The 25,541-nt window shown below is 44.6% G+C and carries 25 protein-coding genes; 1 reads left to right on the top strand and 24 read right to left on the bottom strand.

Features of this window, described 5'->3' with window-relative positions; translation table 11 throughout:
• Positions 1–13: 13 nt before the first annotated feature.
• The 20 genes from AC3CID_RS02950 to trmJ all read right to left on the bottom strand — a co-directional run bounded on the left by AC3CID_RS02950 (position 14) and on the right by trmJ (position 19,754).
• Positions 14–1,015, bottom strand: coding sequence for a sensor domain-containing diguanylate cyclase (locus AC3CID_RS02950; RefSeq protein WP_146457600.1), 1,002 nt, complete (start codon positions 1,013–1,015; stop codon positions 14–16).
• Positions 1,016–1,304: 289 nt separating this feature from the next.
• On the bottom strand, positions 1,305–2,225 hold the full coding sequence (locus AC3CID_RS02945) for an alanyl-tRNA editing protein (protein ID WP_488526916.1): 921 nt from the start codon (positions 2,223–2,225) through the stop codon (positions 1,305–1,307).
• Between the two features lie 133 nt (positions 2,226–2,358).
• Positions 2,359–3,840, bottom strand: coding sequence for a ribosome biogenesis GTPase Der (der, locus tag AC3CID_RS02940; protein ID WP_004735108.1), 1,482 nt, complete (start codon positions 3,838–3,840; stop codon positions 2,359–2,361).
• 158 nt (positions 3,841–3,998) lie between these two features.
• Positions 3,999–5,159 carry an outer membrane protein assembly factor BamB gene (gene bamB / locus AC3CID_RS02935; RefSeq protein WP_004735107.1) on the bottom strand — a complete coding sequence of 387 codons (1,161 nt, stop codon included), beginning with the start codon at positions 5,157–5,159 and terminating at the stop codon, positions 3,999–4,001.
• A 10-nt stretch (positions 5,160–5,169) separates the two neighbouring features.
• Entirely contained in the window at positions 5,170–5,784 is a 615-nt protein-coding gene (locus AC3CID_RS02930; RefSeq protein ID WP_004735106.1) for a YfgM family protein, read from the bottom strand.
• A 79-nt stretch (positions 5,785–5,863) separates the two neighbouring features.
• Positions 5,864–7,132: a histidine--tRNA ligase gene (gene hisS / locus AC3CID_RS02925; RefSeq protein WP_054548098.1), complete on the bottom strand. Its 1,269-nt coding sequence runs from the start codon at positions 7,130–7,132 to the stop codon at positions 5,864–5,866.
• A 70-nt stretch (positions 7,133–7,202) separates the two neighbouring features.
• Positions 7,203–8,324 (bottom strand): flavodoxin-dependent (E)-4-hydroxy-3-methylbut-2-enyl-diphosphate synthase, encoded by a 1,122-nt coding sequence (gene ispG / locus AC3CID_RS02920; protein WP_004735104.1) that lies wholly within the window; start codon positions 8,322–8,324, stop codon positions 7,203–7,205.
• 7 nt (positions 8,325–8,331) lie between these two features.
• Positions 8,332–9,267 (bottom strand): cytoskeleton protein RodZ, encoded by a 936-nt coding sequence (gene rodZ, locus AC3CID_RS02915; protein WP_171308761.1) that lies wholly within the window; start codon positions 9,265–9,267, stop codon positions 8,332–8,334.
• Positions 9,268–9,707: 440 nt separating this feature from the next.
• Entirely contained in the window at positions 9,708–10,850 is a 1,143-nt protein-coding gene (gene rlmN / locus AC3CID_RS02910; protein WP_004735102.1) for a dual-specificity RNA methyltransferase RlmN, read from the bottom strand.
• A 293-nt stretch (positions 10,851–11,143) separates the two neighbouring features.
• Positions 11,144–11,578: a nucleoside-diphosphate kinase gene (gene ndk, locus AC3CID_RS02905; protein WP_004735101.1), complete on the bottom strand. Its 435-nt coding sequence runs from the start codon at positions 11,576–11,578 to the stop codon at positions 11,144–11,146.
• A 106-nt stretch (positions 11,579–11,684) separates the two neighbouring features.
• The gene (gene pepB, locus AC3CID_RS02900; RefSeq protein ID WP_017079868.1) at positions 11,685–12,980 is read right to left on the bottom strand and encodes an aminopeptidase PepB; all 1,296 of its coding nucleotides are present in this window, start codon (positions 12,978–12,980) and stop codon (positions 11,685–11,687) included.
• A gap of 206 nt (positions 12,981–13,186) precedes the next feature.
• Positions 13,187–13,387, bottom strand: a complete 201-nt coding sequence (gene iscX / locus AC3CID_RS02895; RefSeq protein ID WP_004735099.1) for a Fe-S cluster assembly protein IscX — start codon at positions 13,385–13,387, stop codon at positions 13,187–13,189.
• Between the two features lie 92 nt (positions 13,388–13,479).
• Positions 13,480–13,818: an ISC system 2Fe-2S type ferredoxin gene (fdx, locus tag AC3CID_RS02890; RefSeq protein ID WP_076644811.1), complete on the bottom strand. Its 339-nt coding sequence runs from the start codon at positions 13,816–13,818 to the stop codon at positions 13,480–13,482.
• Positions 13,819–13,838: 20 nt separating this feature from the next.
• Complete coding sequence (hscA, locus tag AC3CID_RS02885; protein ID WP_488526915.1) at positions 13,839–15,689, bottom strand: Fe-S protein assembly chaperone HscA; 1,851 nt, start codon at positions 15,687–15,689, stop codon at positions 13,839–13,841.
• 22 nt (positions 15,690–15,711) lie between these two features.
• The gene (gene hscB / locus AC3CID_RS02880) at positions 15,712–16,227 is read right to left on the bottom strand and encodes a co-chaperone HscB (protein WP_009848288.1); all 516 of its coding nucleotides are present in this window, start codon (positions 16,225–16,227) and stop codon (positions 15,712–15,714) included.
• Positions 16,228–16,307: 80 nt separating this feature from the next.
• Positions 16,308–16,631, bottom strand: a complete 324-nt coding sequence (gene iscA / locus AC3CID_RS02875; protein WP_004735095.1) for an iron-sulfur cluster assembly protein IscA — start codon at positions 16,629–16,631, stop codon at positions 16,308–16,310.
• Positions 16,632–16,734: 103 nt separating this feature from the next.
• Positions 16,735–17,112 carry a Fe-S cluster assembly scaffold IscU gene (iscU, locus tag AC3CID_RS02870; protein WP_004735094.1) on the bottom strand — a complete coding sequence of 126 codons (378 nt, stop codon included), beginning with the start codon at positions 17,110–17,112 and terminating at the stop codon, positions 16,735–16,737.
• Positions 17,113–17,145: 33 nt separating this feature from the next.
• Positions 17,146–18,360 carry an IscS subfamily cysteine desulfurase gene (locus tag AC3CID_RS02865; RefSeq protein ID WP_017074110.1) on the bottom strand — a complete coding sequence of 405 codons (1,215 nt, stop codon included), beginning with the start codon at positions 18,358–18,360 and terminating at the stop codon, positions 17,146–17,148.
• Between the two features lie 27 nt (positions 18,361–18,387).
• On the bottom strand, positions 18,388–18,909 hold the full coding sequence (gene iscR / locus AC3CID_RS02860; RefSeq protein WP_017079865.1) for a Fe-S cluster assembly transcriptional regulator IscR: 522 nt from the start codon (positions 18,907–18,909) through the stop codon (positions 18,388–18,390).
• A gap of 116 nt (positions 18,910–19,025) precedes the next feature.
• On the bottom strand, positions 19,026–19,754 hold the full coding sequence (gene trmJ, locus AC3CID_RS02855) for a tRNA (cytosine(32)/uridine(32)-2'-O)-methyltransferase TrmJ (protein WP_004735091.1): 729 nt from the start codon (positions 19,752–19,754) through the stop codon (positions 19,026–19,028).
• Positions 19,755–19,935: 181 nt separating this feature from the next.
• On the opposite strand from trmJ, the gene suhB reads away from it, so the two are divergent.
• Complete coding sequence (gene suhB / locus AC3CID_RS02850) at positions 19,936–20,739, top strand: inositol-1-monophosphatase (RefSeq protein ID WP_004735090.1); 804 nt, start codon at positions 19,936–19,938, stop codon at positions 20,737–20,739.
• A gap of 264 nt (positions 20,740–21,003) precedes the next feature.
• On the opposite strand, the gene secF is transcribed toward suhB, so the two are convergent.
• From secF to tgt, 4 genes are all read right to left on the bottom strand, one after another.
• On the bottom strand, positions 21,004–21,951 hold the full coding sequence (gene secF / locus AC3CID_RS02845) for a protein translocase subunit SecF (RefSeq protein ID WP_004735089.1): 948 nt from the start codon (positions 21,949–21,951) through the stop codon (positions 21,004–21,006).
• 14 nt (positions 21,952–21,965) lie between these two features.
• On the bottom strand, positions 21,966–23,822 hold the full coding sequence (gene secD / locus AC3CID_RS02840) for a protein translocase subunit SecD (protein WP_004735088.1): 1,857 nt from the start codon (positions 23,820–23,822) through the stop codon (positions 21,966–21,968).
• A gap of 20 nt (positions 23,823–23,842) precedes the next feature.
• On the bottom strand, positions 23,843–24,172 hold the full coding sequence (yajC, locus tag AC3CID_RS02835) for a preprotein translocase subunit YajC (protein ID WP_004735087.1): 330 nt from the start codon (positions 24,170–24,172) through the stop codon (positions 23,843–23,845).
• 111 nt (positions 24,173–24,283) lie between these two features.
• Positions 24,284–25,420, bottom strand: a complete 1,137-nt coding sequence (gene tgt, locus AC3CID_RS02830; protein ID WP_004735086.1) for a tRNA guanosine(34) transglycosylase Tgt — start codon at positions 25,418–25,420, stop codon at positions 24,284–24,286.
• Positions 25,421–25,541: the final 121 nt, after the last annotated feature.

Here is a 25,541-nt window from a genome sequence, read left to right as displayed (position 1 = left end):
TTTTTACAATCTACTACCGCTGAGACTTGGCTTGCTTGATTTGATACATGTTCTTATCAGCTTGTGCGATCAACTTGTCTAATCCTTGAGGATCTTTCTCACAAGACAACCCAACACTCACTGAGAACTGCACATCATTGATATAAAGCGCTTGTTGCAGTGCTTTCTCTAAGTCGTGGTAGAAGCTAACAACGCTTTCTTGATCATCAAAGCAAGAGAACACCACAAACTCATCGCCACCGTAACGCCCTATCTTGGCACATGCTGTGGTAGCCTCATCGAGGACTTTTGCAACCGCCAACAGCACATCATCACCAAAACTATGACCATAAGTATCGTTAATCGATTTGAACTTATCGACATCAACAAACAGACACGCCATAACCTTGTCACCAAAACATCGCTTAGCCAACACTTCCTCAGCTTCATTAAACAATGCGCGACGATTCAAGCAATGGGTAAGAGAATCACGATTGGCAAAAAAGTTAAGCTGATTCTCCAGTTCAAACTTTTCTAATGCGACCGAATATAGGGAGGCCAATAGCTCTAAGATCTCAAGCTCAAATTCATGCGGCTCAGATATGTACTGGCTATAAATGGCGAAGGTACCCAGTACATGACCGTGCGATGAGATGATAGGTACCGACCAACAGGCATGTAAATTGGCTTGATTGGTTAAGGCTAAGAAAGGTGCCCAGTTTGGGTGTGTATTTATATTGGAGACCATCACTGCTTTCTTGAGTGCAGCCGCCTCGCCACAAGAACCAATCCCTGCACCAATCCCAACCCCTTCTATCTGCTGATTGTAAAAATCAGGCAGGTTTGGGGCATATTCAAGGTGTAAAGTCTTTGACTCAGAGTTGAGCAGTAAAATTGAAGCCATGCGCTGCCCAAAAATCTGCTCGGTAAGCTGAATGATCTTATGGTTTAAATCTTTGCGATCCATCCCTAGAGCAAGCTTGCGCAGCAAACTGTTGACGGCTCGATGGCCTTCTAATAAAAATTGTTGTTCCATTCACTAAAGCTTTCAATTGTGTAATAGGGTACAGCTTGTTCTTATGCAAGCTTGCTATTGGTTAATAATAACACACTAAATAAGCCGTACACACAATCGAAGATCATAGGTTGATCTTTCGCTTTATCTATTTTGATCAGCGATCTACCCCAAAAAGAATATTTATATCACCACACACCGAAAGCATAAGTTACATGTGCTGCATTTCAATTTTAAATAGTGATTTATATTAAAAGTTACATATAAAAATAAAATAAACAGCACAAGCCATTTCGATCTGTAGTCTAAATCATCGTATTACATGCGTCAGCATTTCAATATGCTGGTCATCTAACTGGGTTAACTTAACCGATAAAGACTTAAGCTCTGACGTATTCTCGATGTGAGTACCACCACAAGGAATAGACACTAAAGTGTCGCTATCCAACTGCCATTCCCAATAGCGAGAGTCTGTTAATGCCTCACCTTCCAGTCTCATTGCTACTGGCGTCGAGTCTGCGAGCCAACCTTTAATCATCTGATTGATGTCGGCTTCGATACCATCAAGATTGGTTAGCATGTCTGCAACATTCAAACCGCGCTTCTTCAGGGTTTTTCCCAAACGATATTTATCGGTACACAACTCGGGAGTCACAAAGCTAGTCACTTGCGCGTAGCTATTGAAGTCATAACTGCCAAGCGGATCTTTTCTATCTGCATCTTTACGCCAGTAGCTCTCAGCCAATACTTTATTCAAGGCTAGGAAAGCGATGTGGCCAGCGCTGTGACCACGGCTCAAACTAGCTTGATACTCTTTATCAACCGTCAACATGACTTCGTCGCTAACCTTAATCATAGAAGCAGATACAGGTAGCTGGTGGACAACCACAAACGTCCACCCTTCCGTATCACGCTTAACAGGGATATCTGCTGCGATATGAAGCTTGCTAGTAGATTGTTCTATTGCACCAACAAGACAGTCTTCAACGGGATATTGCACGTCACCAACATTAACAAAGCCTTGGTCTGCAGGGTGATCTGGCCAAATATGACTCACTGGGTGGAAAGGTGTCATGTCGGTGATCAGGTAGGTTTTGCTGTCATCGTTTTCAACGTACAACGCCTTTGCTTTGATCTGCCAAGCCTGATGACAAAATTGAGTGATGGTTGGTGTGATAACTATTATTGGTTTCATGGATGTCGCTGGTGTCATGGAATCGCTAGTGGTCATATCGTTCTTCTTTTGAAATTGAGTCTAATTCGTTAACCCATCACGATATGGAGATATGAGGTTATGGCTTAACGTGAATTTTGCTTAAAAAAATACCCGAGACAGGCTCGGGTATCAAATCTATTGGAAAGGTTTACTTACGACCTTTAACCATGCTCATCATACGCTTACGTTTACGTTCTTGAGAAATTGTCAGCTTGGTTGTCTTAGCTTCAAATGGGTTCTCGCTGTTCTGGAATTGAATGCGAATAGGTGTACCCATAATCTCTAGTGAACGACGGTAGTAGTTCATCAAGAATCGTTTGTATGAATCTGGCAAGTTACGTACTTGGTTACCGTGGATAACGATAATCGGTGGGTTGTAACCACCAGCGTGCGCGTATTTCAATTTAACACGACGGCCACGAACCATAGGCGGTTGGTGATCATCAGTCGCCATCTTCATGATACGAGTTAGCACAGAAGTACCAACACGAGTCGTCGCTGACTTGTAAGCTTCTTGAACAGATTCAAACAAGTGACCAACACCTGTACCGTGAAGTGCAGAGATAAAGTGAATACGTGCGAAATCAACGAAACCTAAACGACGGTCTAGTTCTTTCTTAACGCGATCTTTAACATCGCTGTCTAGACCATCCCACTTGTTTACTGCAATAACAATTGAACGACCAGCATTCAACGCAAAGCCTAACAAGCTTAAATCTTGATCAGAGATGTTGTCTCGAGCATCAATAAGCAGCAATACAACGTTAGCATCTTCAATTGCTTTCAGTGTTTTAACCACTGAGAACTTCTCTACTGTTTCGTTGATATTTTTACGACGACGAACACCTGCAGTATCAATCAGAACGTATTCACGCTCATCACGCTGCATTGGAATGTAGATAGAGTCACGAGTTGTGCCTGGCATATCGTAAACAACAACACGTTCTTCACCAAGGATACGGTTAGTTAGTGTTGATTTACCAACGTTAGGACGGCCAATGATCGCTAGCTTAATTGGTTGATCTTGAAGGCGCTTGAATTCTTCTTCCGCTTCTTCTTCAGTGAAATCAACTTGCTCTTCTTCTTCGTCTTCAAACTCAGTTAAATCGCTTACTTCGCCATTCTCAGCTTTTAACGCTTCTGCGAACGGGTTAAGAGCAAGATCAATCAACGCTGTTACGCCACGACCGTGCGCCGCAGCGATTTGGTACATGTCTTCTACGCCTAGTTGCCAGAAATCAGCACTTGCAGCATCAGGGTCGATACCATCAACCTTGTTTACTACTAGCATTGAAGGCTTTTCTAGTTGACGAAGGTGCTTAGCAATAGCCACGTCTGAAGGTGTTAGACCCGCACGGCCATCTACCATAAATAGAACGACATCAGCTTCATCAATCGCCGCTAGCGACTGTTCAGCCATTTTAGTTTCAACACCTTCTTCGGTACCGTCGATACCACCAGTGTCAATAACAATAAAGTCATGCTCGCTAAAATGAGCATGACCGTATTTACGGTCACGCGTTAAGCCAGGGAAATCCGCAACCAATGCATCACGAGTTCGAGTCAATCGGTTAAATAACGTAGATTTACCTACGTTCGGACGCCCTACTAGAGCAACAACAGGTACCATAACAACCTCTACAATTTCTTCTCTAAATGTAGTTATAGGTAAGCACTTGATCGCAAGTTTAAACTCTTACCTATAACCACACGGTTTATTAATTTATAACAACAAAACGGCTCCTAGCTGTTACCAACCAGGAGCCGACTGTGAATTGTATCACGCTTTTATTGGCTAATCGTTAGTTTCTTTACATCGCCATTGCGAGTCGTCACTAAGTAGCCTTCAGGCATTTCAATTGGCGCAACCGCAAAGCCGCTATCATCGACGAGCTGTTGAGCAACAAACTCACCCGATGAACGATCTAACCAGTGCAGATAACCTTCTGTATCACCCACAACTACATAACCATTAATAATAGCAGGTGCTGTCAGTAAGCGGTTTTCTAACAATGGAGTGCTCCAAAGTTCAGTACCACTACGCGCATCAACCGCAACCACATGGTCTTTGTCGGTAACAACGAACAAACGGCTACCATCACTCGCTAAGTCAATCGCTGACGAATAGTTACGCTTCCAAATTGGCTTACCAGAACGAAGATCGATAGCGATTAGCTGACCATTGATACCTACTGTATACAGGGTGCCGCCAAGAACAATCGGTGATGCATCAACATCAACCAAGCGATCTATTTCCGTTGCACCTTTTGGTGTGCCTACTGGCTGTTGCCAAATAAGCTGACCACGGTCAACAATTGCGGCTGCTAAACGACCATTTGCAGTCCCCCAGAATACACCGCCAGAAACAGCAACAGGCGAGCTATCGCCACGAAGTGTTAGGCTTGGAACTTCAGTGCTAATCGTCCATTTTTGTTCGCCGCTTTCTTGATCTAACGCGATCAACATACCGCGACTGGTATGAACAATAACCATATTGCTTTCAGTTGCTGGGGATGCAAGCACCTCACCATTCACTGATACACGCCACAGCTCTTCACCGGTTGATTCATCCATAGCGATCACTTCGCCATTTTCAGAACCAACAAATATTTTGCCGTAAGCCGCCGTTAAACCACCCGATAAACGAGCCAGTACTTCTTTTTCAAGATCGACTTTCCACAGCTCTTTACCTGTTTCAGGGTCAAGCGCTTTAACCATACCTTCACGGCTCGCAACAAACACTTTGTCGTAAGCCAATTCTGGCGTTAGTTTTGAAAAGTAGTGGCCAACACCATCACCAACCGACGTAGACCATTCCTGGCTAGGAGTGAACTCGCTATTTACTGTTGGTACTGGCGCCATGATTACGGTGTCTTCTTCACCCGCACAGCCAGCCAATAGGCCAAGAGCAATCGCACACAACGCCGCTTTTGGAAACATCTTCTTCATTCAAAGCGCCTTATTTAGCTAGGTCGTCAAGTTTGATTTGAAGCGTTTGGCTCGCATCAGCTGCTTGTTGTGCTTCAGAGTAAGCACTGTAAGCCGCATCTGTATCGCCTTTACGAAGTGAGATATCACCACGCAGTTCCGCAACACGGCCTGTCCAAGACTCGTCAGTCATCGCTTCAAGATCAGTCAATGCTGCGTCAAATTCACCTTGCTCAGCTTTGATACGTGCAGCACGGTAAGTCAGTAGTGGCGTAAGTGCCGCATCCTTAGTTGCCGATTTTGCCCACTCAAGCTGTTCAAGTGCAGCTGCAAGGTCACCCGCTTGAACTTGCGCTTTTGCTAATTGCATAGCAGCAAGTACAGAGTATTCAGCGTCTTTGTTAGCGTCGATAAAAGCTTGAATATCAGATTGAGCATCAACGCCCTTAGCATCAAGAGCTGAAATTACAGAGGTGTAGCCTTCTGAAGCGACTTCACGTGCTTCAACGACTGAATCTTGGTAATAGCGCCAGCCAAATAGACCGCCTAAACCAATAACTGCACCAAAGATTACGGCTTTACCGTTCTCTTTCCACCAATCTTTAATGGCTTCAACTTGTTGCTCTTCGCTATCGTAAAGTTCCACTTCCTGTCCTCTTTAATTCTTTAAACGCCAGCATAGTGCTGACGTTGATATTCATGATGAGCGTTTGCTCAATGGCTAATTAGATTAGCGCAGCAACTTTCTCTGCAACGTCCGTTTGAGACACGGTTTCTTGCTCGCCGCCAACCAGATCTTTTAGCACAACTGTATTGTCAGCAACTTCGTTCTCACCAAGTACCAGTGCTACAACAGCACCTACTTTGTCAGCACGCTTGAATTGCTTCTTGAAGTTACCACCACCGAAGTGGTTCATTACGCGTACGCCTTCAACGGTATCGCGTAATTGATTCGCTAACTGCATGCCTGCGATCATAGTACCTTCGCCAGCAGCAACCACGTATACGTCAACGCTACGGCGAACTTCTGTTAGCTCTAGCGTTTCCATCATAAGAACCAGACGCTCTAGACCCATTGCGAAACCAACAGCATTGGTTGCTTTGCCACCTAGTTGCTCAACAAGACCATCGTAACGACCGCCGCCACAAACTGTACCTTGAGCACCAAGACTGTCAGTGATCCACTCAAATACTGTGCGGTTGTAGTAATCTAGGCCACGTACTAGACGCTCATTAACTTGGTATTCGATACCAACAGCGTCAAGAAGTTCACACAAACCAGCAAAATGTTGCTTCGATTCTTCACCTAAATATTCAGATAGTCGAGGTGCGTCACCTAAGATCGCTTGAACATCTGGGTTCTTAGTATCAAGTACACGTAGAGGGTTAGTGTGCATGCGACGTTTGCAGTCTTCATCTAACACATCAATGTGTTGCTCAAGGAAAGCCACTAACGCTGTACGATAGCTTACGCGATCTTCTTGAGAACCGATTGAGTTCAGCTCGAGGCGAACGTGCTTATCGATGCCTAGTTCACGCCATAGACGTGCTGTCATCATGATAAGTTCTGCGTCAACGTCTGGACCGTCTAGGCCAAACACTTCAACACCACATTGGTGGAATTGACGGTAACGACCTTTTTGAGGACGCTCGTGACGGAACATTGGACCCATGTACCATAGGCGCTGCTCATCACGGTTGATAAGGCTGTTTTGAATACATGAACGTACACAACCTGCTGTGCCTTCTGGACGCAGCGTTAGGCTATCACCATTACGGTCATCAAAGGTGTACATCTCTTTAGAAACAACATCAGTTTCTTCACCAACCGCACGGCTAAATAGGTTCGTTTCTTCAACGATAGGCATACGTACTTCGTTGTAACCGTATGCACTCACCACACTTTTAACTGCGCTTTCTACTTTCTGCCACAGTGGTGATTGAGTTGGAAGGCAGTCGTTCATGCCTCGAATTGCTTGGATATTTTTAGCCACAGTATTTATTCCGTAATTTCTCACGACCAGGTGTTAGTGCGAATAGACAATCACACCCCATCGCGTTGTATTAATCTTCTAAGTTTTCTACATCAATGCGATTTGCTTTATCAAGCACTGACGCTTTTGCACGAATCTTAGCTTCAAGCTTGTCGACAAGGTCATCGTTGTCAAAACGCTCTTTCTGACGCTTACCGTCTTCGTAGAAGGCACTCTTACGAGCACTACCCGCAAGGCCTAAGTGAGACACTTCAGCTTCACCAGGGCCGTTAACGACACAACCGATGATAGAGACATCCATTGGAGTCACTATGTCTTCTAAGCGTTCTTCAAGGGCGTTAACGGTGTTGATAACATCGAACTCTTGACGAGAACAGCTTGGGCACGCAATGAAGTTGATGCCACGCGAGCGAATGCGCAAAGATTTAAGAATATCAAAGCCCACTTTGATCTCTTCGATTGGATCTGCTGCTAGCGAGATACGCAGCGTATCGCCGATACCTTCAGACAATAACATGCCCAAACCTACAGCCGATTTCACAGAACCCGCACGTGCTCCACCCGCTTCAGTAATACCTAGGTGAAGTGGTTGATCAATCTGCTTAGCAAGCAAACGGTAAGAACCGACGGCTAGGAATACATCAGAAGCCTTCACGCTGACTTTGAATTGATCAAAGTTCAGACGGTCTAGGATATCGACGTGACGCATTGCAGATTCAACCAGCGCTTCTGCTGTAGGCTCTGTGTATTTCTCTTGGATCTCTTTTTCAAGAGAACCGCCGTTAACACCAATACGAATCGGGATATTCATATCACGAGCACAATCCACAACAGAGCGAATACGGCTTTCGTTACCGATGTTACCTGGGTTGATACGCAGACAGTCAACCCCATACTCTGCCACTTTAAGAGCGATACGGTAGTCGAAGTGAATGTCAGCAACCAAAGGAACAGAGACCTGCTGCTTGATTAGCTTAAAGGCTTCAGCGGCCTCCATAGTCGGTACAGATACGCGAACGATATCTGCCCCCACTTTTTCCAAAGCTCGAATTTGAGCGACGGTCGCGGCGACATCTGTTGTTCTTGTGTTGGTCATGGATTGCACAGCAATTGGTGCACCATCACCGATCGGCACATCACCCACATAAATACGGGTTGATTTGCGACGAATAATAGGAGATTCGTGTTGCATATTAACTCTAAGGTAAGGTTATTCTAGCTACTTTGCCTGAAGTATACCCAGAAAGGTCGACAGGTTCACTTGCAAATGTCATCGATACGCCTTCAGGCGCACCCAGAATCACTTTATATGGTGCAGTTCCAGAAAGATTTAATGTCTGGCCTGCTTTTTTAATGCCGGTAGATAACGTTTTGCCCGAAGCATCTTTCACTTGGATCCAGCAATCAGCAGAAAACTGCATCACTAGCTCGTTAACCACAGCTTCAGGCGCTACAGTCTCTGATTCTGCAGTAACAGAAGTAACGTCCGCTGCTTCTGGTGCTTCTTCAATGACTTCAACAGGGTCAAGAGTTACTGAATTTTCAGCTGAACTCACTTCAGTAAGCTCATCAGAATTTTCAGTAACAGGAGATGTTTCTGTGTTTTGCTCTGCTTCAATCACTTCTAATGAAGTCAGCTCAGGATCAAGCGACTCTTCTACCACTAGCTCTTCCGAGCTTTCAGTATTGGCTAAAGATTGAGATAAGGTGTCTTGCTGTTGATTCTGCCACCACCAAAGAGAGGAGATACCCACAATCACAGCAAAGATGCTCCAAGTAAGGAGCATAATACGGCTATTGTGCTTCTCGGTTTTAGTCTTACGAGAAAAGCTCAACATTTCTTGTTCTTGATGTTGGGCATCACCAGAATGATGAAGCGCGTTCAACACGACTTTTTCATCAAGATTGACGTATTTCGCGTATGAACGAATGTAACCACGCATAAAGGTGGCAACCTGATCTGACTCGAATTGGTTTTCTTCAATTTGCTGGATAAGCGTAACGCGTAGCTTCAAGCGATCAGAGATCTGCTTTTGTGTTAAACCAAGAGATTCTCGTTTATTTTTGAGCAGCGTTCCCGCTTCAATTGCTGGAGCGACAGTTTCTTGCGTTTGTGTTTCTTGTTCTGTGTTCATAGAGAGTGAACTTCTAAAGTATTATTGCAGGTTGATGAGAGCATTTTTTATTTTCGTTTAAGCTCAATCTTACAACCTACTATGTGGAATTTTTTCTGTCACCCGGTTCATCAACCCTTAAAGTAGAAAACCACACACTGTTGGTGAGCGACTTTCTCAGGAAGCTAGTTTATCAAGTAGCCAACCTAAATAGACACATTGACGATTATCGGGTAACAAGCGAGCACTTAAATTAATTTAAGATTATTTAATCATAAGCTAATGCCATTACAAGGCAAAAACACTTTCGACAAAATTTACCGTCAGCTCATGGTTTTGTCCAAAATTTAACGAAAAATGTAAGAAAGCGTGGGGAAAAAATCCAATTTTTGGAAATTCACCTTCCAGAAAAGCAACAAGCCAGAAGGAATCCTTCTGGCTTGTTTAGATCTAAATGGTATTTAAACCGCTTTTACTTGAATCACATCACCTGCGATTAAGTTAGCTTCAGAGGCGGCTTTCAGCATTTTAGTACGCTTGGTTCTATCAATGACATCACCAACCAACTGACCACATGCGGCATCAATATCATCGCCACGTGTTTTACGAACCGTTACTGTGTAGTTGTATTCCATCAGCGTTTTTTGGAAGCGATCAATACGAGAGTTGCTTGGCTTCTTATAAGGCGAACCCGGATAAGGGTTGAATGGAATCAAATTGATCTTACAAGGCGTCTCTTTCATTAGCTCAGCAAGTTCACGAGCGTGGTCCATATCATCATTCACATGATCCAATAGAACGTACTCAACCGTTACTTTACCGCGGTTAGCATTTGAAGAAGCAATGTAACGACGAACCGATGCTAGGAAATCTTGGATATCCCAACGGTCGTTGATTGGCATGATTTGGCTACGTAGTGCATCGTTTGGTGCGTGTAGAGAAATCGCCAGAGCCACATCGATGTTGTCTGTCATCTGATCAAGACCAGAAACAACACCAGATGTTGATACTGTTACACGACGCTTAGACAATGAGAATCCTAGATCATCAAGCATCAGCTCTAATGATGGAATTAGGTTCTTCATGTTAAGCAGAGGCTCACCCATACCCATCATTACGACGTTAGTAATTGGACGACGACCCGTATCTTTCTCTAAACCGATTTCACGTGCAGCACGCCAGATTTGACCAACGATCTCTGAAACTTTCAGGTTACGGTTGAAGCCTTGTTGAGCCGTAGAGCAGAATTTACATTCTAGTGCACAACCAACCTGTGAAGATACACATAGCGTCGCACGGTCACCATCTGGGATGTATACCGTCTCAACGTCTTGGTCACCAACGCTCATAGCCCATTTAATGGTGCCATCTGCAGAGTGCTGAGCTTCAGAAACGATAGGTGCAACAATCTCACAGCGATGCAGCAGTTTCTCGCGTAATTTTTTGTTGATGTTGTTCATTTGTTCGAAGTCATCGACACCGAAGTGATAAATCCACTTCATCACTTGCTCTGCTCGAAACGCTTTCTCATTCAGTTCTTCTGTGAAAAATTTACGAAGACCTTTACGATCAAAATCGAGTAGATTGACTTTAGCTGTGGTCATGATGCCTCTCAATGACGGAACAATAATTAAGGGCGCGAATTGTACAGGCTTTACGCAACTTCAACAAGCGCTGTAAAACCCTGTGTTTATTAAGACATTCAAAGTTAAGCGATTAAAACTTGAACAATTGTTTTGTTCGGTCTGAGAATACCTAAATTAAAGAAAAGATTCCCGATTACGCTCCTACGTCGCTCTCGGGAATGACGACTAAATAGATTATCGAGAATGCAAAGTCCACATACGAAAAAGGCTTCACCGAAGTGAAGCCTTTATTGATACTTGCTGTTGTCTGCTTATTCAGCTGGACGTGGGCAAATTTCAGATTCAGGGAAGAAGAATTCGATCTCGCGAGCTGCAGACTCAGGGCTATCGCTGCCGTGTACCGAGTTGTAACGCATGCTGATTGCGTAATCAGCACGGATAGTGCCGCAAGCCGCTTCTTCTGGGTTAGTTTTACCCATTAGTTCACGGTAACGAGCGATCGCATTTTCGCCTTCAAGTACTTGAACCATGATAGGACCAGAAGTCATGAACTCTTTAAGTGGTCCAAAGAACTCTTTACCTTCATGTTCTGCATAGAAGCCACTTGCTTGCGCTTCAGTAAGAGAAACCATTTTAGCGGCAATAATCTGTAGGCCTGCTTTTTCAATGCGGTGGTAGATTTCACCAACAAGGTTACGCTTAACTGCATCCGGCTTAACAATTGAGAACGTTCTTTCTAGAGCCATAGGGATTCCTTCACTTCATTTTTTTGTTATTAAATACTGAAATTACTAAGATCATTCGATCTGAGTTGATGAATAAGCGGTATCGAAATACCGCTCACTCTTATTATTATTTTGCTTGGTCGATAAGAAGACGAGCCAGTGTACGAACACCCATACCGGTCGCGCCTGCAGCCCACTTATCACTTGATGATTTACGGTAAGTACCCGCGCAGTCCATGTGAATCCAACCTTTTTTGTAGTCGTCTACAAAGTAAGAAAGGAACGCAGCAGCGGTACTTGCACCCGGAGTGTAATCACCAGAGCTGATGTTTGATAGATCAGCAAAATTTGAAGGCAACATGCCACGGTGGAAATCAGCAAGAGGCAATGGCCATAAGCCTTCTTTCTCTTGATTTGCAGCCGTTAGTGCTTGGTGAGACAACTCATCATCGAAGCTCAATAGCGCGTGGTAGTCGTTACCTAATGCATTTTTAGCCGCGCCGGTTAGCGTTGCACAGTCGATGATCAGCTCAGGGTTTTGTGCACTTGCGTACATCAAACCATCAGCAAGAACCAAGCGACCTTCCGCATCGGTATTCATGATCTCAACCGTCTTACCATTTTTGTAAGTAATGATGTCGCCAAGCTTCAATGCACGACCCGAGATCATGTTCTCCGCACAACATAGAATAAGCTTAATACGCTTGTTCAGGCCGCGTTCAATCGCTAGACCTAAACCACCCGTAATAGTTGCTGCGCCGCCCATGTCAGCCTTCATTGCTGTCATGAATTGACCAGGCTTGATGCTGTAACCGCCTGAGTCGAAAGTGATACCTTTACCAACTAGACAAGCAAATACAGGTGCGTCTTCGTCGCCAGTAGGGTTGAAGTCCAGTTGAAGCATTGCAGAAGTACGCTCAGAGCCGCGGCCTACCGCGTAGATGCCTTCCCAACCTTCGGTTAGTAGGTCTTTGTCTTTAACGATTTTCGCTTTAACTGTGCCCGCAGGAGCCACTGACTTGATGTACTCCGCAGCCATCGTCGCTAGTTGACGAGGTGCCACTTCTTCTGCGGTTTTGTTGATAATGTCACGAGTCCAATCAGTAGAGCGAATGCGAGCTTCTAGCTCAGCTTGGTCGGTTTCTGAAAGTGCATCCCATTCCAATGCATTCTTTTTCTTTGGTCCACGGTAGCCTTGGTAGAAAGCCCAAACGCTTTCTAAATCCCACCCTTCACCGCTAAGTGAAACCAATGCGATACCTTGTCCGTCAAGCGTACGACCAGCACGTTGAACCGCCCCTAAATCGTGGCCTTCACCAATGTGAATTGTCGCTCCCGCTTCAGAAAACGATAAAATAGCTCTTGCTCCCCACTGAGGCTGGGCAGCTTCTTGACTTAAAAATACTGACATCTGTGTAGACATGATTTCTCCTTGTCATGAACCACCTTGAGTGTGTGGTTCTGATTATTTTTTATTAGCGGACTGATGTTAGCATTATGTAGGAGAAAAATGTCATTTTGATAAAAAAACGGACCATAAGGTCCGCTTTTTTTAGTAAGAATTGTTAACTTGGCTGTGTTTTATATTGGATAAATTCCAACCAACGGCCAAATTATAGAACAAGAGGGCTAGTCCATCTCATCCATCCAGCACAAAATAATGGCCTCTAGAATTTTCTCATTCGAATGATTCGGCTCATCATCAAAATCTTCGAGATCTAACACCCATTGATGCAAGTCCGTAAAACGTACGGTTTTAGGATCGGTATCTGGGTATAAATCACATAGTTCAATCGCAATATCTCGCGAATCAATCCATTTCAAGCTCATAACACTTCCTTATATTTATCAGCGACGATTTGTCATCTTCATGATTTATATTCTATGCCAGTTTTACTAACAGTTTTAGCCGAGCTGAGTTCTTAGTGCTCTTCAGAAGCTAGGTTCAATGTGTACTTTGGAATCTCAACAACCAGGTCAGTATCCGCCACTTTAGCTTGGCAACCAAGACGAGATTCCATTTCCAGACCCCATGCTTTATCAAGCATGTCGTCTTCTAGGTCATCACTTTCTTCTAATGAGTCGAAACCTTCACGAATCACAACGTGACATGTAGTACATGCACACGACTTTTCACATGCGTGTTCAATACCAATACCGGCCTTCAGTGCAACATCAAGAACCGTCTCACCAGCTTTTGCTTCTAAAACTGCGCCTTCTGGACATAGATCTTCGTGAGGTAAAACAATAATCTTTGGCATGTTTATCTATTCTCTAACTATTAAATATTATCGACTGACTGACCTGACAGTGCAGCTCGAATTGATTTATCCATACGACGAGAAGCAAAGTCTTGGCTCGCTTTGTCGGTATTCTTAATTTCTAGTTCAATGGCATCGGAATTATCGCCATTACGCACTTCGATCAGTGCTTCAATCGCTTGAACAAGTTGTTGTTTTCCTTGTTCATCAAGCAGCTCGTCACCATCGGCTTGCATCGCAGCAATAAGGCCTTCGATAACACGATCCGCTTCTACACGTTGCTCAGCCAGAGCACGCGCTTGCATGTCTTCTTTTGCAAACGTCATCGAATCTTTCAGCATGCTAGCCACTTCGTTGTCACTTAGACCGTAAGAAGGCTTAACTTGGATTTCAGCTTGAACGCCAGTGCTCTTCTCCATCGCGGTAACCGATAGCAGGCCATCAGCATCCACTTGGTAAGTGACACGAATATGCGCAGCACCTGCTGTCATTGGTGGAATGCCTTTCAGAGCAAATCGAGCTAGTGAACGACAGTCGTCGACCATTTCACGCTCGCCTTGCACGGTGTGCACTGTCATTGCAGTTTGACCGTCTTTGAACGTGGTAAATTCTTGTGCACGAGCAACAGGGATCGTGGTATTACGTGGAATGATCTTTTCGACCAAGCCACCCATAGTCTCGATGCCTAAAGAAAGCGGGATAACATCAAGCAACAGCATTTCAGAGTCAGGCTTGTTGCCGACTAAAATATCCGCTTGGATAGAAGCACCAATCGCAACTACTTCATCAGGGTTAATGCTGGTTAGTGGCGTACGACCAAAAAAGTCACCGACCATTTCGCGTACAAGCAATGTACGAGTTGAACCGCCGACCATCACGACTTCTAGAACATCATCCGCGTCAACTTCGGCATCTTTCAATGCGCGACGGCACGAAAGTAGCGTTTTCTTAACTAGTGGCTTGATGAGCTCTTCGAACTCTTCACGAGTTAATGAACCAGACCAACCTAGTACATCAACATCAACACTTTCAGCTTCAGATAAGCCAATCTTCGCTTCTGTTGCTGCGTCTAGAAGAATACGGTTCTGTTCTGCCGTTAGCTCTGATAAGCCCATTTGCGCTTGGAAATGTTCTGCAATCAAATGGTCAAAATCGTCGCCGCCTAATGCAGAGTCACCACCGGTTGCTAGAACTTCAAAGACACCTTTAGATAGGCGTAGGATAGAGATATCAAACGTACCACCACCCAAGTCATAAACGGCAATCACGCCTTCTTTACCTGAATCCAGACCGTAAGCAATCGCAGCGGCAGTAGGTTCATTAAGAAGGCGTAACACGTGAAGACCAGCAAGTTGCGCCGCGTCTTTCGTACCTGCACGCTGTGCATCATCAAAGTACGCAGGAACGGTAATCACTGCACCAGATAGCTCGCCACCGAGTGTTGACTCAGCACGTTGACCTAGCGCTCGCAGAATGTCTGCTGATACTTGAATTGGGTTCTTGTTGCCTTGCTCTGTGCGAATCACAGGCAAACCATTATCACTTTCTTCAAACTGATATGGCAGAGACGGGTATCGCTGTTGAATATCTGACAGTGAACGACCGATTAATCGCTTAACTGAGATAATGGTATTTTTAGGATCAGTCTGTGCATTTGCACGCGCTTCATTACCAGTCGTATAAGATTCCGATTGGTAGTGAACAACTGAAGGTAAAATGCTTCGACCTTGTTGATCAACGAGTGTACTCGCCTCGCCACTGCGTACTGCAGCAACCAACGAGTTTGTTGTACCTAAATCAATACCCACAGCAAGCTTATGCTGGTGAGGAGCGGCGCTTTGCCCTGGTTCTGCAATCTGAAGTAGTGCCATGGAGGTGTCCTTGTTATACAAACTAGCCGATCAAACGATCTTCAACTAATTCGATTTCATTCTTTAATTTTGCAATAAACTTAAGCTTTCTTACTCGGTCTGCAGCTTCAAGCCAAGCTTCGCTTTCAAGTTCTTGTTGGATAGCGCTTAATTGTTGTTTATACATTTTGCTAACCTTGCCTTCAAATGCAAATAGCGCATCTTCGGGATCAGAACTGTCTGCGATGTCTTCTAGCTCTTCACGCAATTCCATCTGCTCCATCAGGAACATCGGATCTTGCATGGTTTGTTGTTCGCCACGAATGTCTTCACCGTGTTGAACCAGCAGGTATTCTGCTCGGCTAATTGGATTCTTCAATACCTGGTACGCATCATTGATTTGTGCCGCTTTTTGCACGGCTAATAAGCGATCTCGCTCAGAAGCTATCGCGAATTTATCAGGATGGAATTGGCGTTGCAGATCTCTAAACTGAGAAGAAAGAAGGCTACCATCCAGTTGAAACTGAAGTGGTAGCCCAAATAATTCGAAATGATTCATGTAAAGGTGGTCCTAAGTTTAGGCTCTTTGTTCAGAGCCTAATTTTATTCTTCGCTTACAACGCTTAACGATTCAAGCGTTTAAACATTGAAGCTCTCACCACAACCACATTCGCCTTTCGCGTTCGGGTTGTTGAATTCAAAACCTTCGTTTAGGCCTTCTTTTACATAATCAAGCTCAGTACCATCTAGGTATACTAGGCTCTTTGGATCAATGATGACCTTAACACCTGAATGCTCAAACACTTCGTCTTCTTCGTTAAGCTCGTCAACGAATTCCAGTACATACGCCATACCCGAACAGCCAGTAGTTTTTACTGCTAAGCGTAATCCGAGACCTTTACCACGGTTATCTAGGAAAGCTTGAACTCGGCTTGCTGCCGTATCTGTCATGGTGATGGCCATACTACAACCTTGTGTTTTATATAAATTGAGAACTCAGGTGGGAGCACAAAGGGTGCTCCCAAATATTACTTATTTTTTCGACGTGATTACGGTATTGAAGCGATTAGTGCTTCTTTTTGTAATCCGCAACCGCTGCTTTGATTGCATCTTCAGCAAGAATTGAACAGTGAACTTTCACTGGTGGCAACTCAAGCTCTTCTGCGATTTCAGAGTTTTTGATTGCAGCTGCTTCATCAATACTTTTACCTTTAACCCACTCAGTTACTAGTGAGCTAGAAGCGATTGCGCTACCGCAGCCGTAAGTCTTGAATTTTGCGTCTTCAATAATACCTTCTGCAGATACTTTGATTTGCAGTTTCATTACGTCACCACAAGCTGGAGCGCCAACCATGCCGCTACCTACACTTGGGTCTTCTTTATCAAACGAACCTACGTTACGTGGGTTTTCGTAGTGATCAATTACTTTTTCGCTATATGCCATGATAGTTACCTCGAATCCTCTATTTCCGTGAGATTAGTGATGAGCCCACTCAACAGTGTTCAAATCAATCCCTTCTTTATACATATCCCATAGAGGAGACATGTCGCGTAATTTATTTACCGCTACACGAATTTGTGCAATCGCGTAGTCGATTTCTTCTTCCGTTGTAAAACGGCCGAATGAGAAACGTACTGAGCTGTGTGCCAGTTCATCGTTCAGACCAAGAGCACGTAAAACGTATGAAGGCTCTAGGCTTGCTGATGTACATGCAGAACCTGATGATACTGCTAGGTCTTTTAGAGACATAAGCAGAGATTCACCTTCAACGAAAGCAAAGCTCACGTTTAGGTTGTGTGGTACACGTTGGTCTAAGTCGCCGTTTACGGTTACTGCTTCTAGATCTTGAACACCTTTAAGTAGGCGCTCACGAAGTGCTAGTGCGTGATCGTAATCTTTCTGCATGTCTTGTTTAGCGATAGCAAACGCTTCGCCCATACCCACGATTTGGTGAGTAGCAAGCGTACCAGAACGGAAACCACGTTCATGACCGCCACCGTGCATTTGCGCTTCTAGGCGAATACGAGGTTTACGACGAACGTACAAAGCGCCGATGCCTTTAGGGCCATATGCTTTGTGTGCAGAAAATGAAATAAGGTCAACTTTCATCTCTTTTACGTCTAGTGGGATTTTACCCGCAGACTGAGCCGCATCAACGTGGAAGATGATCTTGCGTGAGCGACATAACTCGCCGATTGCAGCGATATCTTGGATTACACCAATCTCGTTGTTCACGTGCATGATAGAAACAAGAACTGTATCTTCACGCATTGCAGCTTGTAGCTTGTCTAGATCGATGATGCCGTTAGCTTCTGGCTCAAGGTATGTAACCTCAAAACCTTCACGCTCTAGTTGGCGACATGGATCAAGAACCGCTTTATGTTCTGTTTTACACGTAATTACGTGCTTACCTTTCTTCTCATAAAAGTGCGCTGCACCTTTGATAGCAAGGTTATCTGACTCTGTAGCACCTGACGTGAAAACAATTTCACGTGGGTCTGCATTTAGTAGATCGGCAATTTGCTCACGAGCATTATCTACTGATTCTTCTGCCTGCCAGCCGTAACGGTGTGAACGAGATGCAGGGTTACCGAAGTTACCGTCCATCGTCATGCATTGAACCATTTTTTCAGCAACACGTGGATCGACTGGGCATGTAGCTGAATAGTCAAAGTAAATAGGCAGTTTCATTTTCTACTCCAATGTAAAAACTGACCGCTAAGAGCGGGCATTAACACCGTGAGGTGCTGCACTAATCGTTGTAGTGCTCGTATTTTTATGTGCAAAACCATTATTAACCGCAAGATCGATATCTTGGCGATCAGAAATCTGTAAAACTTCGTTATCTTTCATTAGCTCACCGAGCGTAATGTCGTTTAAGAAGCTGCTGATTCGGGAGCTTAAATCACGCCATAAGGTGTGAGTTAAACAACGACTACCACCTTGGCAGTCTGCTCGACCGTGACACTTAGTTGCGTCCACTGATTCGTCGACTGCAGCAATCACAGTTCCGACAGCGATGTCGCTCGCTTCAGCACCTAAACGGTAACCACCGCCAGGACCACGAACACTAGCAACTAAGCCAGCTTTACGTAACTTAGAAAATAGCTGTTCTAAGTAAGATAACGAAATACCCTGTCGCTCTGAAATGTCAGCCAGAGGAACTGGGCTTTTTTGCGAATGCAGTGCTACATCTAGCATAGCTGTTACCGCATATCTTCCTTTAGATGTAAGTTTCATATCACACCGTATCCACATTGTTTATGTGGTTGGAATTTTCCCATACCCGACTAAATTGGTCAAGTATTTAGTTGACTATTTTAGTCAGGTATTCATCCCTACAAGCAGAGTGGGTTTTATTTGTCGTTTTTGCTCTTCTCAATTGAAGTCAAAATGCCACGTAGAGTATTGATCTCTTGCAGTTCAGGACGAGCTCGGCTGAACAGACGACGTAGCTTGTTCATCACCTGACCCGGTTTATCCTTAGAGATAAATTGGGTATCAATGATCACTTTTTCAAGGTGTTCATAGAACATTTCTAGTTCTTCGTGACGTGGGTACTCATCTTGTTGCTGTGGCTGATATTGGCTCGCAACCATATCAAGGTGTGCCACGCGAACTTCATAGCTTAGCGTTTGCACAGCCATCGCTAGGTTCAATGAACTGTACTCAGGGTTGGCTGGGATACATACATGGAAGTGGCACTTCTGAAGCTCATCGTTAGTCAAGCCAGTGCGCTCACGGCCGAAGACTAATGCGACTGGGTGCTTTTGACCTTCAACGGCAAACTTTTGTCCGCATTCACGAGGCTCTAGCATTGGCCATTCAAGCGTTCTTGAACGTGCACTTGAACCGACCACCAAACCACAGTCTTTTACTGCTTCATCCAATGTAGACACAATGGTCGCGTTTTCTGCGATGTCACCCGCACCCGCAGCCAGTGCTAAGGTCTGCTCGTCAACTTCACATTGAGGGTCTACAAGAACTAATTGACTCAAACCCATCACTTTCATTGCGCGAGCTGCTGATCCGATATTCCCTGAATGAGACGTACCAACCAGAACGACTTTTACATTGTCTAACATGCTATATGACACCACTTTAAAAATAATCGCGAGATATTAACACATAGCAAAGTAAAATGGTCAGACCCTTCTCGGAATGTGAAACTAAGAGTTCAAAAAATAACCACTTCCCTTTTGGGGAAACTTTGGTATACTCGCCGCCGCTTTAAATTGTTCTTTAACATCTTGTGGGAAAAACCATATGCATCCAATGCTAAACATTGCGATACGCGCTGCGCGTAAAGCTGGCAACCATATTGCTAAATCTCTAGAAACAACTGATAAGATCGAATCGTCTCTAAAAGGTAACAACGATTACGTTACTAACATTGCTCAAGAAGCTGAGTACATGATTATTGAGACAATCAAATCATCTTACCCAGAGCACAGCATTATTTCTGAAGAGTCAGGCCTGACTGAAGGTAAAGATTCTGACGTACAATGGATCGTTGACCCACTAGATGGCACCAACAACTTTGTAAAAGGTTTCCCTCACTTCTCTGTATCTATTGCTGTTCGTATGAACGGTCGTACAGAAGTTGCTTGTGTTTATGACCCAATGCTAAACGAGCTATTCACAGCTCAACGTGGCTCTGGCGCTCAACTTAACAACGCTCGTATGCGTGTTACTCAACTTAAAGACCTTCAAGGTACTGTTCTAGCGACTGGTTTCCCATTCAAGCAAAAACAACACTCTGAATCTTTCATGAAGATCATCTCTGGTCTATTCGTTGATTGTGCGGACTTCCGTCGTACTGGCTCTCCAGCACTTGACCTATGTTACCTAGCGGCTGGCCGTGTTGACGGTTACCTAGAACTAGGCCTTAAGCCATGGGATCTAGCAGCTGGCGATCTAATCGCTCGTGAAGCTGGCGCTATCATGACTGACTTTGCTGGCGGTACTGATTACATGACGTCTGGTAATGTTGTTGCTTCAAGCGCACGTGGTGTTAAGTCTATTCTTAAGCACGTTCGTGAGAACTCTAACGAAGGTATGCTGAAGTAATTCAGACCTTACGTTAATGCTCTTTAGTTAAGAGCAGAAGATTTTCAAAGCCTCGCTATTGCGGGGCTTTTTTGTATCTGCGATACGAGATACGAGATACGAGATACGAGATACGAGATACGAGCAAGATGGCAGTTAGCTGCGACGAGCACAACGCAATTCGCCAATAAGTTGCGTAGAGCTTATCGACAGAATACAGACGTAAAAAAACCGCTAGTTGCCTAGCGGTTTTTTTTGGTTCAGCGAAAATTGTTAAGCCAAGGCCTAAGGCATTTCGTCAAACTCTTCACCTTCTTTATCCACTTGTGGTGGCATTAGGTGTTCACGCGTAATACCCAACTTCATAGCGAGTGCAGATGCAACGTAGATAGAAGAATAAGTACCAACGGTAATCCCCAATAGAAGTGCAGTCGCGAAGCCGTGAATCATAGCACCGCCCTGAGCGAACAGCGCGATAACTACGAATAACGTTGTACCAGAAGTAATCAATGTACGGCTCAATGTTTGTGTGATTGAGCTGTTCAGTACTTCGGGTGCTTCACCCTTACGCATCTTACGGAAGTTCTCACGAATACGGTCAAATACTACTATGGTATCGTTGAGGGAATAACCGACTACCGTTAGCAAGGCTGCTACGATGGTAAGATCCACCTCAATTTGCATTAGAGAGAACACACCCAGTGTGATGATAACGTCGTGCGCCAGTGCTAATACCGCACCTGCTGCCAAACGCCATTCGAATCGCACTGACACATAGATCAAGATACAGATCAGAGAAACAAGGATAGCAAGGCCACCCGCTTCTGTTAGCTCGTCACCCACATTAGGGCCAACGAATTCGATACGACGCATCTCAACTTGCTCACCAGTACCATCTTTAATTGCAGACAGGATCTGGTTACCAAGCGTTTCGCCAGCAACACCGTCACGTGGACGTAAACGAACCATTACCTCACGTGCAGAACCAAAGTTCTGTACCGTTGCATCACCGAAACCTTCAGCTTCTAGTGCACTACGGATATCAGGTAGGTTTGCTGGTTGCTCAAAACCCACTTCAATCAGAGTACCACCGGTAAAATCTAGACCCCAGTTCAACGATTTCGTTGTTAAGGTAAAGATGGCAGTACCAATCATCAAGATTGAGAATAAAAAGGCAACCTTTGACCAACGCATAAAGTCGATCATTTTTTCTGCTTTTAGAATCTGAAACATATTAATTCCTAGCCTTAGATCGACAGTTTCTTAACGCGTTTGCCGCCATACATCAGGTTCACGATACAACGTGTTCCGACAATAGCTGTAAACATTGAAGTTAAGATACCGATAGACAGCGTTACCGCGAAGCCTTTAATTGCACCTGTACCTACAGCAAATAGAATAATTGCTGTCAGTAGTGTGGTGATATTGGCATCGGCGATTGTGCTAAATGCGTTCGCATAACCTTGGTGAATCGCTTGTTGTGGACTGCGTCCATCTCGAAGTTCTTCACGTATACGCTCAAAGATAAGTACGTTGGCATCGACCGCCATACCAACCGTCAATACGATACCGGCAATACCTGGCAGAGTCATAGTAGCCCCCGGAATCATCGACATAACACCGATAATCAACACCAAGTTAGCCATCAGAGCAACGTTCGCAATCAAACCGAAAGTACGGTAGTAAAGCAGAGTAAACAACATTACTGCAGCCATACCCCAAACCATCGCCATGATACCCATATCGATGTTTTGTTGACCCATAGATGGACCAATCGTACGTTCTTCTACAATCGAGATAGGTGCAATCAATGCACCAGCACGTAGTAAAAGTGCCAAGTTATGAGCTTCAGCCGTTGAGTCGATACCCGTAATACGGAAGTTACGACCTAGCGCAGATTGAATCGTCGCTTGGTTGATCACTTCTTCGTGCTTACTTAAGATCACTCGACCTTCTGGTGTTTTACGACCGCTGTCTTTGTACTCTGCAAATACCGTAGCCATAAGCTTACCGATATTCTGACGAGAGAATGTAGACATCTTGCTACCACCTTCGCTGTCTAGCGAGATGTTAACTTGTGGGCGACCATATTCATCAACACTTGAGCTTGCATCAGTAATACTTGAACCGCCTAGAATAACGCGCTTCTTAAGTACCACAGGGCGACCATCACGATCTTGCTTGATTTCGCTACCCGCAGGGGCACGACCAGAAGCGGCAGCGGCTAAGTCAGCACTACTATCAACTTCACGGAACTCAAGTGTCGCCGTTGCACCAAGAATTTCTTTAGCGCGCGCCGTGTCTTGAACACCAGGCAATTCCACTACGATACGGCTAGCACCTTGACGTTGAACCAAAGGTTCAGCAACACCAAGTTCGTTAACACGGTTACGTAAAATGGTAATGTTTTGCTCTACTGCGTAGTTACGGATTTCTTGAAGACGAGCATCTGTAAAACGAGCAACCAAAGAAAAACGACCATTAGATTCTGAATCTACGAACGTCATATCTTGGTGCTTAGATTGCAGTAGCGATTTCGCTTCAGCAAGCTGCTCTTCGTTACGTAGAATCACTTCAACTGCATCTTTACCCGATGGGCGAATAGCACGGTAACGAATTTTTTCTTCACGAAGTTCACTACGGAAGGCTTCTTCTTGTTGGCCAACTAGCTTTTGCATCGCAGCATCCATATCCACTTCCATTAAGAAGTGAACACCACCACGTAGATCAAGACCCAGTTTCATTGGTGCAGCACCAATAGATTCAAGCCAATCAGGAGTTGAAGCCGCAAGGTTTAAAGCAACGATAACATCATCACCTAGTGCTTCTGTGATGATATCACGGGCACTAATTTGCGTATCTGTATCGTTAAAGCGAACAAGAATGGAACCGTTTTCTAGAGCAACGGATTTAGTAGAAAGGTTCTCTGCTTCCAGAGCATTGGTGACAGCATCCAGCGTAGACAGATCTACAGAGGCGCCACGCGCCCCTGTAACTTGAACTGCCGGATCTTCACCGTATATATTCGGAAGTGCGTACAACGCGGCGATAGCGATGGCAAACACCACCATCAAATACTTCCATAACGGATAACGGTTTAGCACAGCGAGGATCCTCTAGCTGTTTATAGTGATTTCAGAGTACCTTTTGGTAGCACTGCTGTAACGAAGTCTTTCTTGATAACAACTTCGTTGTTTGCGTTCAGTTCGATAGCAACGTAGTCGCTGTCTTCTGCAATCTTAGTAATCTTACCGATTAGACCGCCGCTTGTTAGAACTTCATCGCCTTTGCCCATAGAAGACATAAGGCTCTTATGCTCTTTTACGCGCTTAGCTTGTGGACGGTAGATCATGAAGTAGAAGATCACAGCGAACATACCTAGCATGATAAGCATTTCGAAACCGCCGCCTGCTGGTGCACCTTCTACTGCTGCGTGAGCTTGAGAAATAAACATTAAAAACATCCTCTATTATATTTTGGTAATTGTTTGTCTAATTGGGTTGTATCCCTTTATTTTCAAGCCCCATCTCTAGGAATAGAGATGGGGCTCGCAAAAAAAGAAATACTAAGATTCTTTACCTAACGGTGGCACTTCACGCCCCATTCTTGCGTAGAACTCAGCAACGAACTCTTCAAAACGGTCTTCATCAATAGATTGACGAATGTCTGACATAATTCGTTGGTAGAAACGCAGGTTATGAATCGTGTTCAGTCGAGCACCTAGGATTTCGTTACAACGATCCAAATGATGCAAGTACGACTTGCTGTAGTTCTTACAAGTGTAACAGTCACAATCTGAATCTAGTGGTGTTGTATCCGTTTTATGCTTCGCATTACGGATCTTGATCACACCTTCAGTGACAAACAGGTGGCCATTACGTGCATTTCGCGTTGGCATTACACAGTCAAACATGTCGATACCGCGACGAACACCTTCAACCAAGTCTTCAGGTTTGCCTACGCCCATTAGGTAACGTGGCTTATCTTCAGGCAGTTGAGGGCATGTGTGCTCAAGAATACGGTGCATGTCTTCTTTTGGTTCGCCTACTGCTAGGCCGCCAACAGCGTAACCGTCAAAACCAATTTCTGTTAAGCCTTTAACGGATACGTCACGAAGGTCTTCGTATACGCCACCTTGAACGATACCGAATAGTGAGTTCGGGTTTTCTTGCTTGTCAAAGTGATTGCGTGAACGCTGAGCCCAACGAAGAGACATCTCCATTGAGTCTTTAGCTTCTTTATGCGTCGCAGGGTAAGGCGTACATTCGTCAAAGATCATTACGATGTCTGAGCCTAGATCCTTTTGGATTTCCATCGACTTTTCAGCGTCCATGAAGATCTTGTCACCGTTTACAGGGTTACGGAAGTGAACACCCTCTTCAGTGATTTTACGCGTCGCACCTAGGCTGAATACTTGGAAACCGCCTGAATCAGTCAGGATAGGTCCTTTCCAGTTCATGAAATCGTGCAAGTCACCGTGCAGTTTCATGATTTCTTGACCAGGGCGTAACCATAGGTGGAACGTATTGCCTAGCAAGATTTCAGCACCTGTGTCTTTCACTTCTTCGGGAGTCATGCCTTTAACCGTACCGTAAGTACCTACAGGCATGAATGCTGGTGTTTCAACGCTACCACGTTCAAACTGAAGTTGACCACGACGTGCGCCGCTGTTTGTTTTTTTAAGTTCGTATTTTAATTTCACGAAGCCTCCAATATGCCAGAGAAACAATCTGACTGATAATTCAGAACCTTAAGCTAAACATAAGTTCAATCTAGCGAGTTCTATGAGGAGCGGTCGCGTATTCCTTGCGAGAGATTAGACA

This window comes from Vibrio sp. QJM3NY_21 (assembly GCF_057785975.1).
Note: the sequence above shows the minus strand (reverse complement) of the source record. Positions and strands in the feature narration are given on the sequence as shown.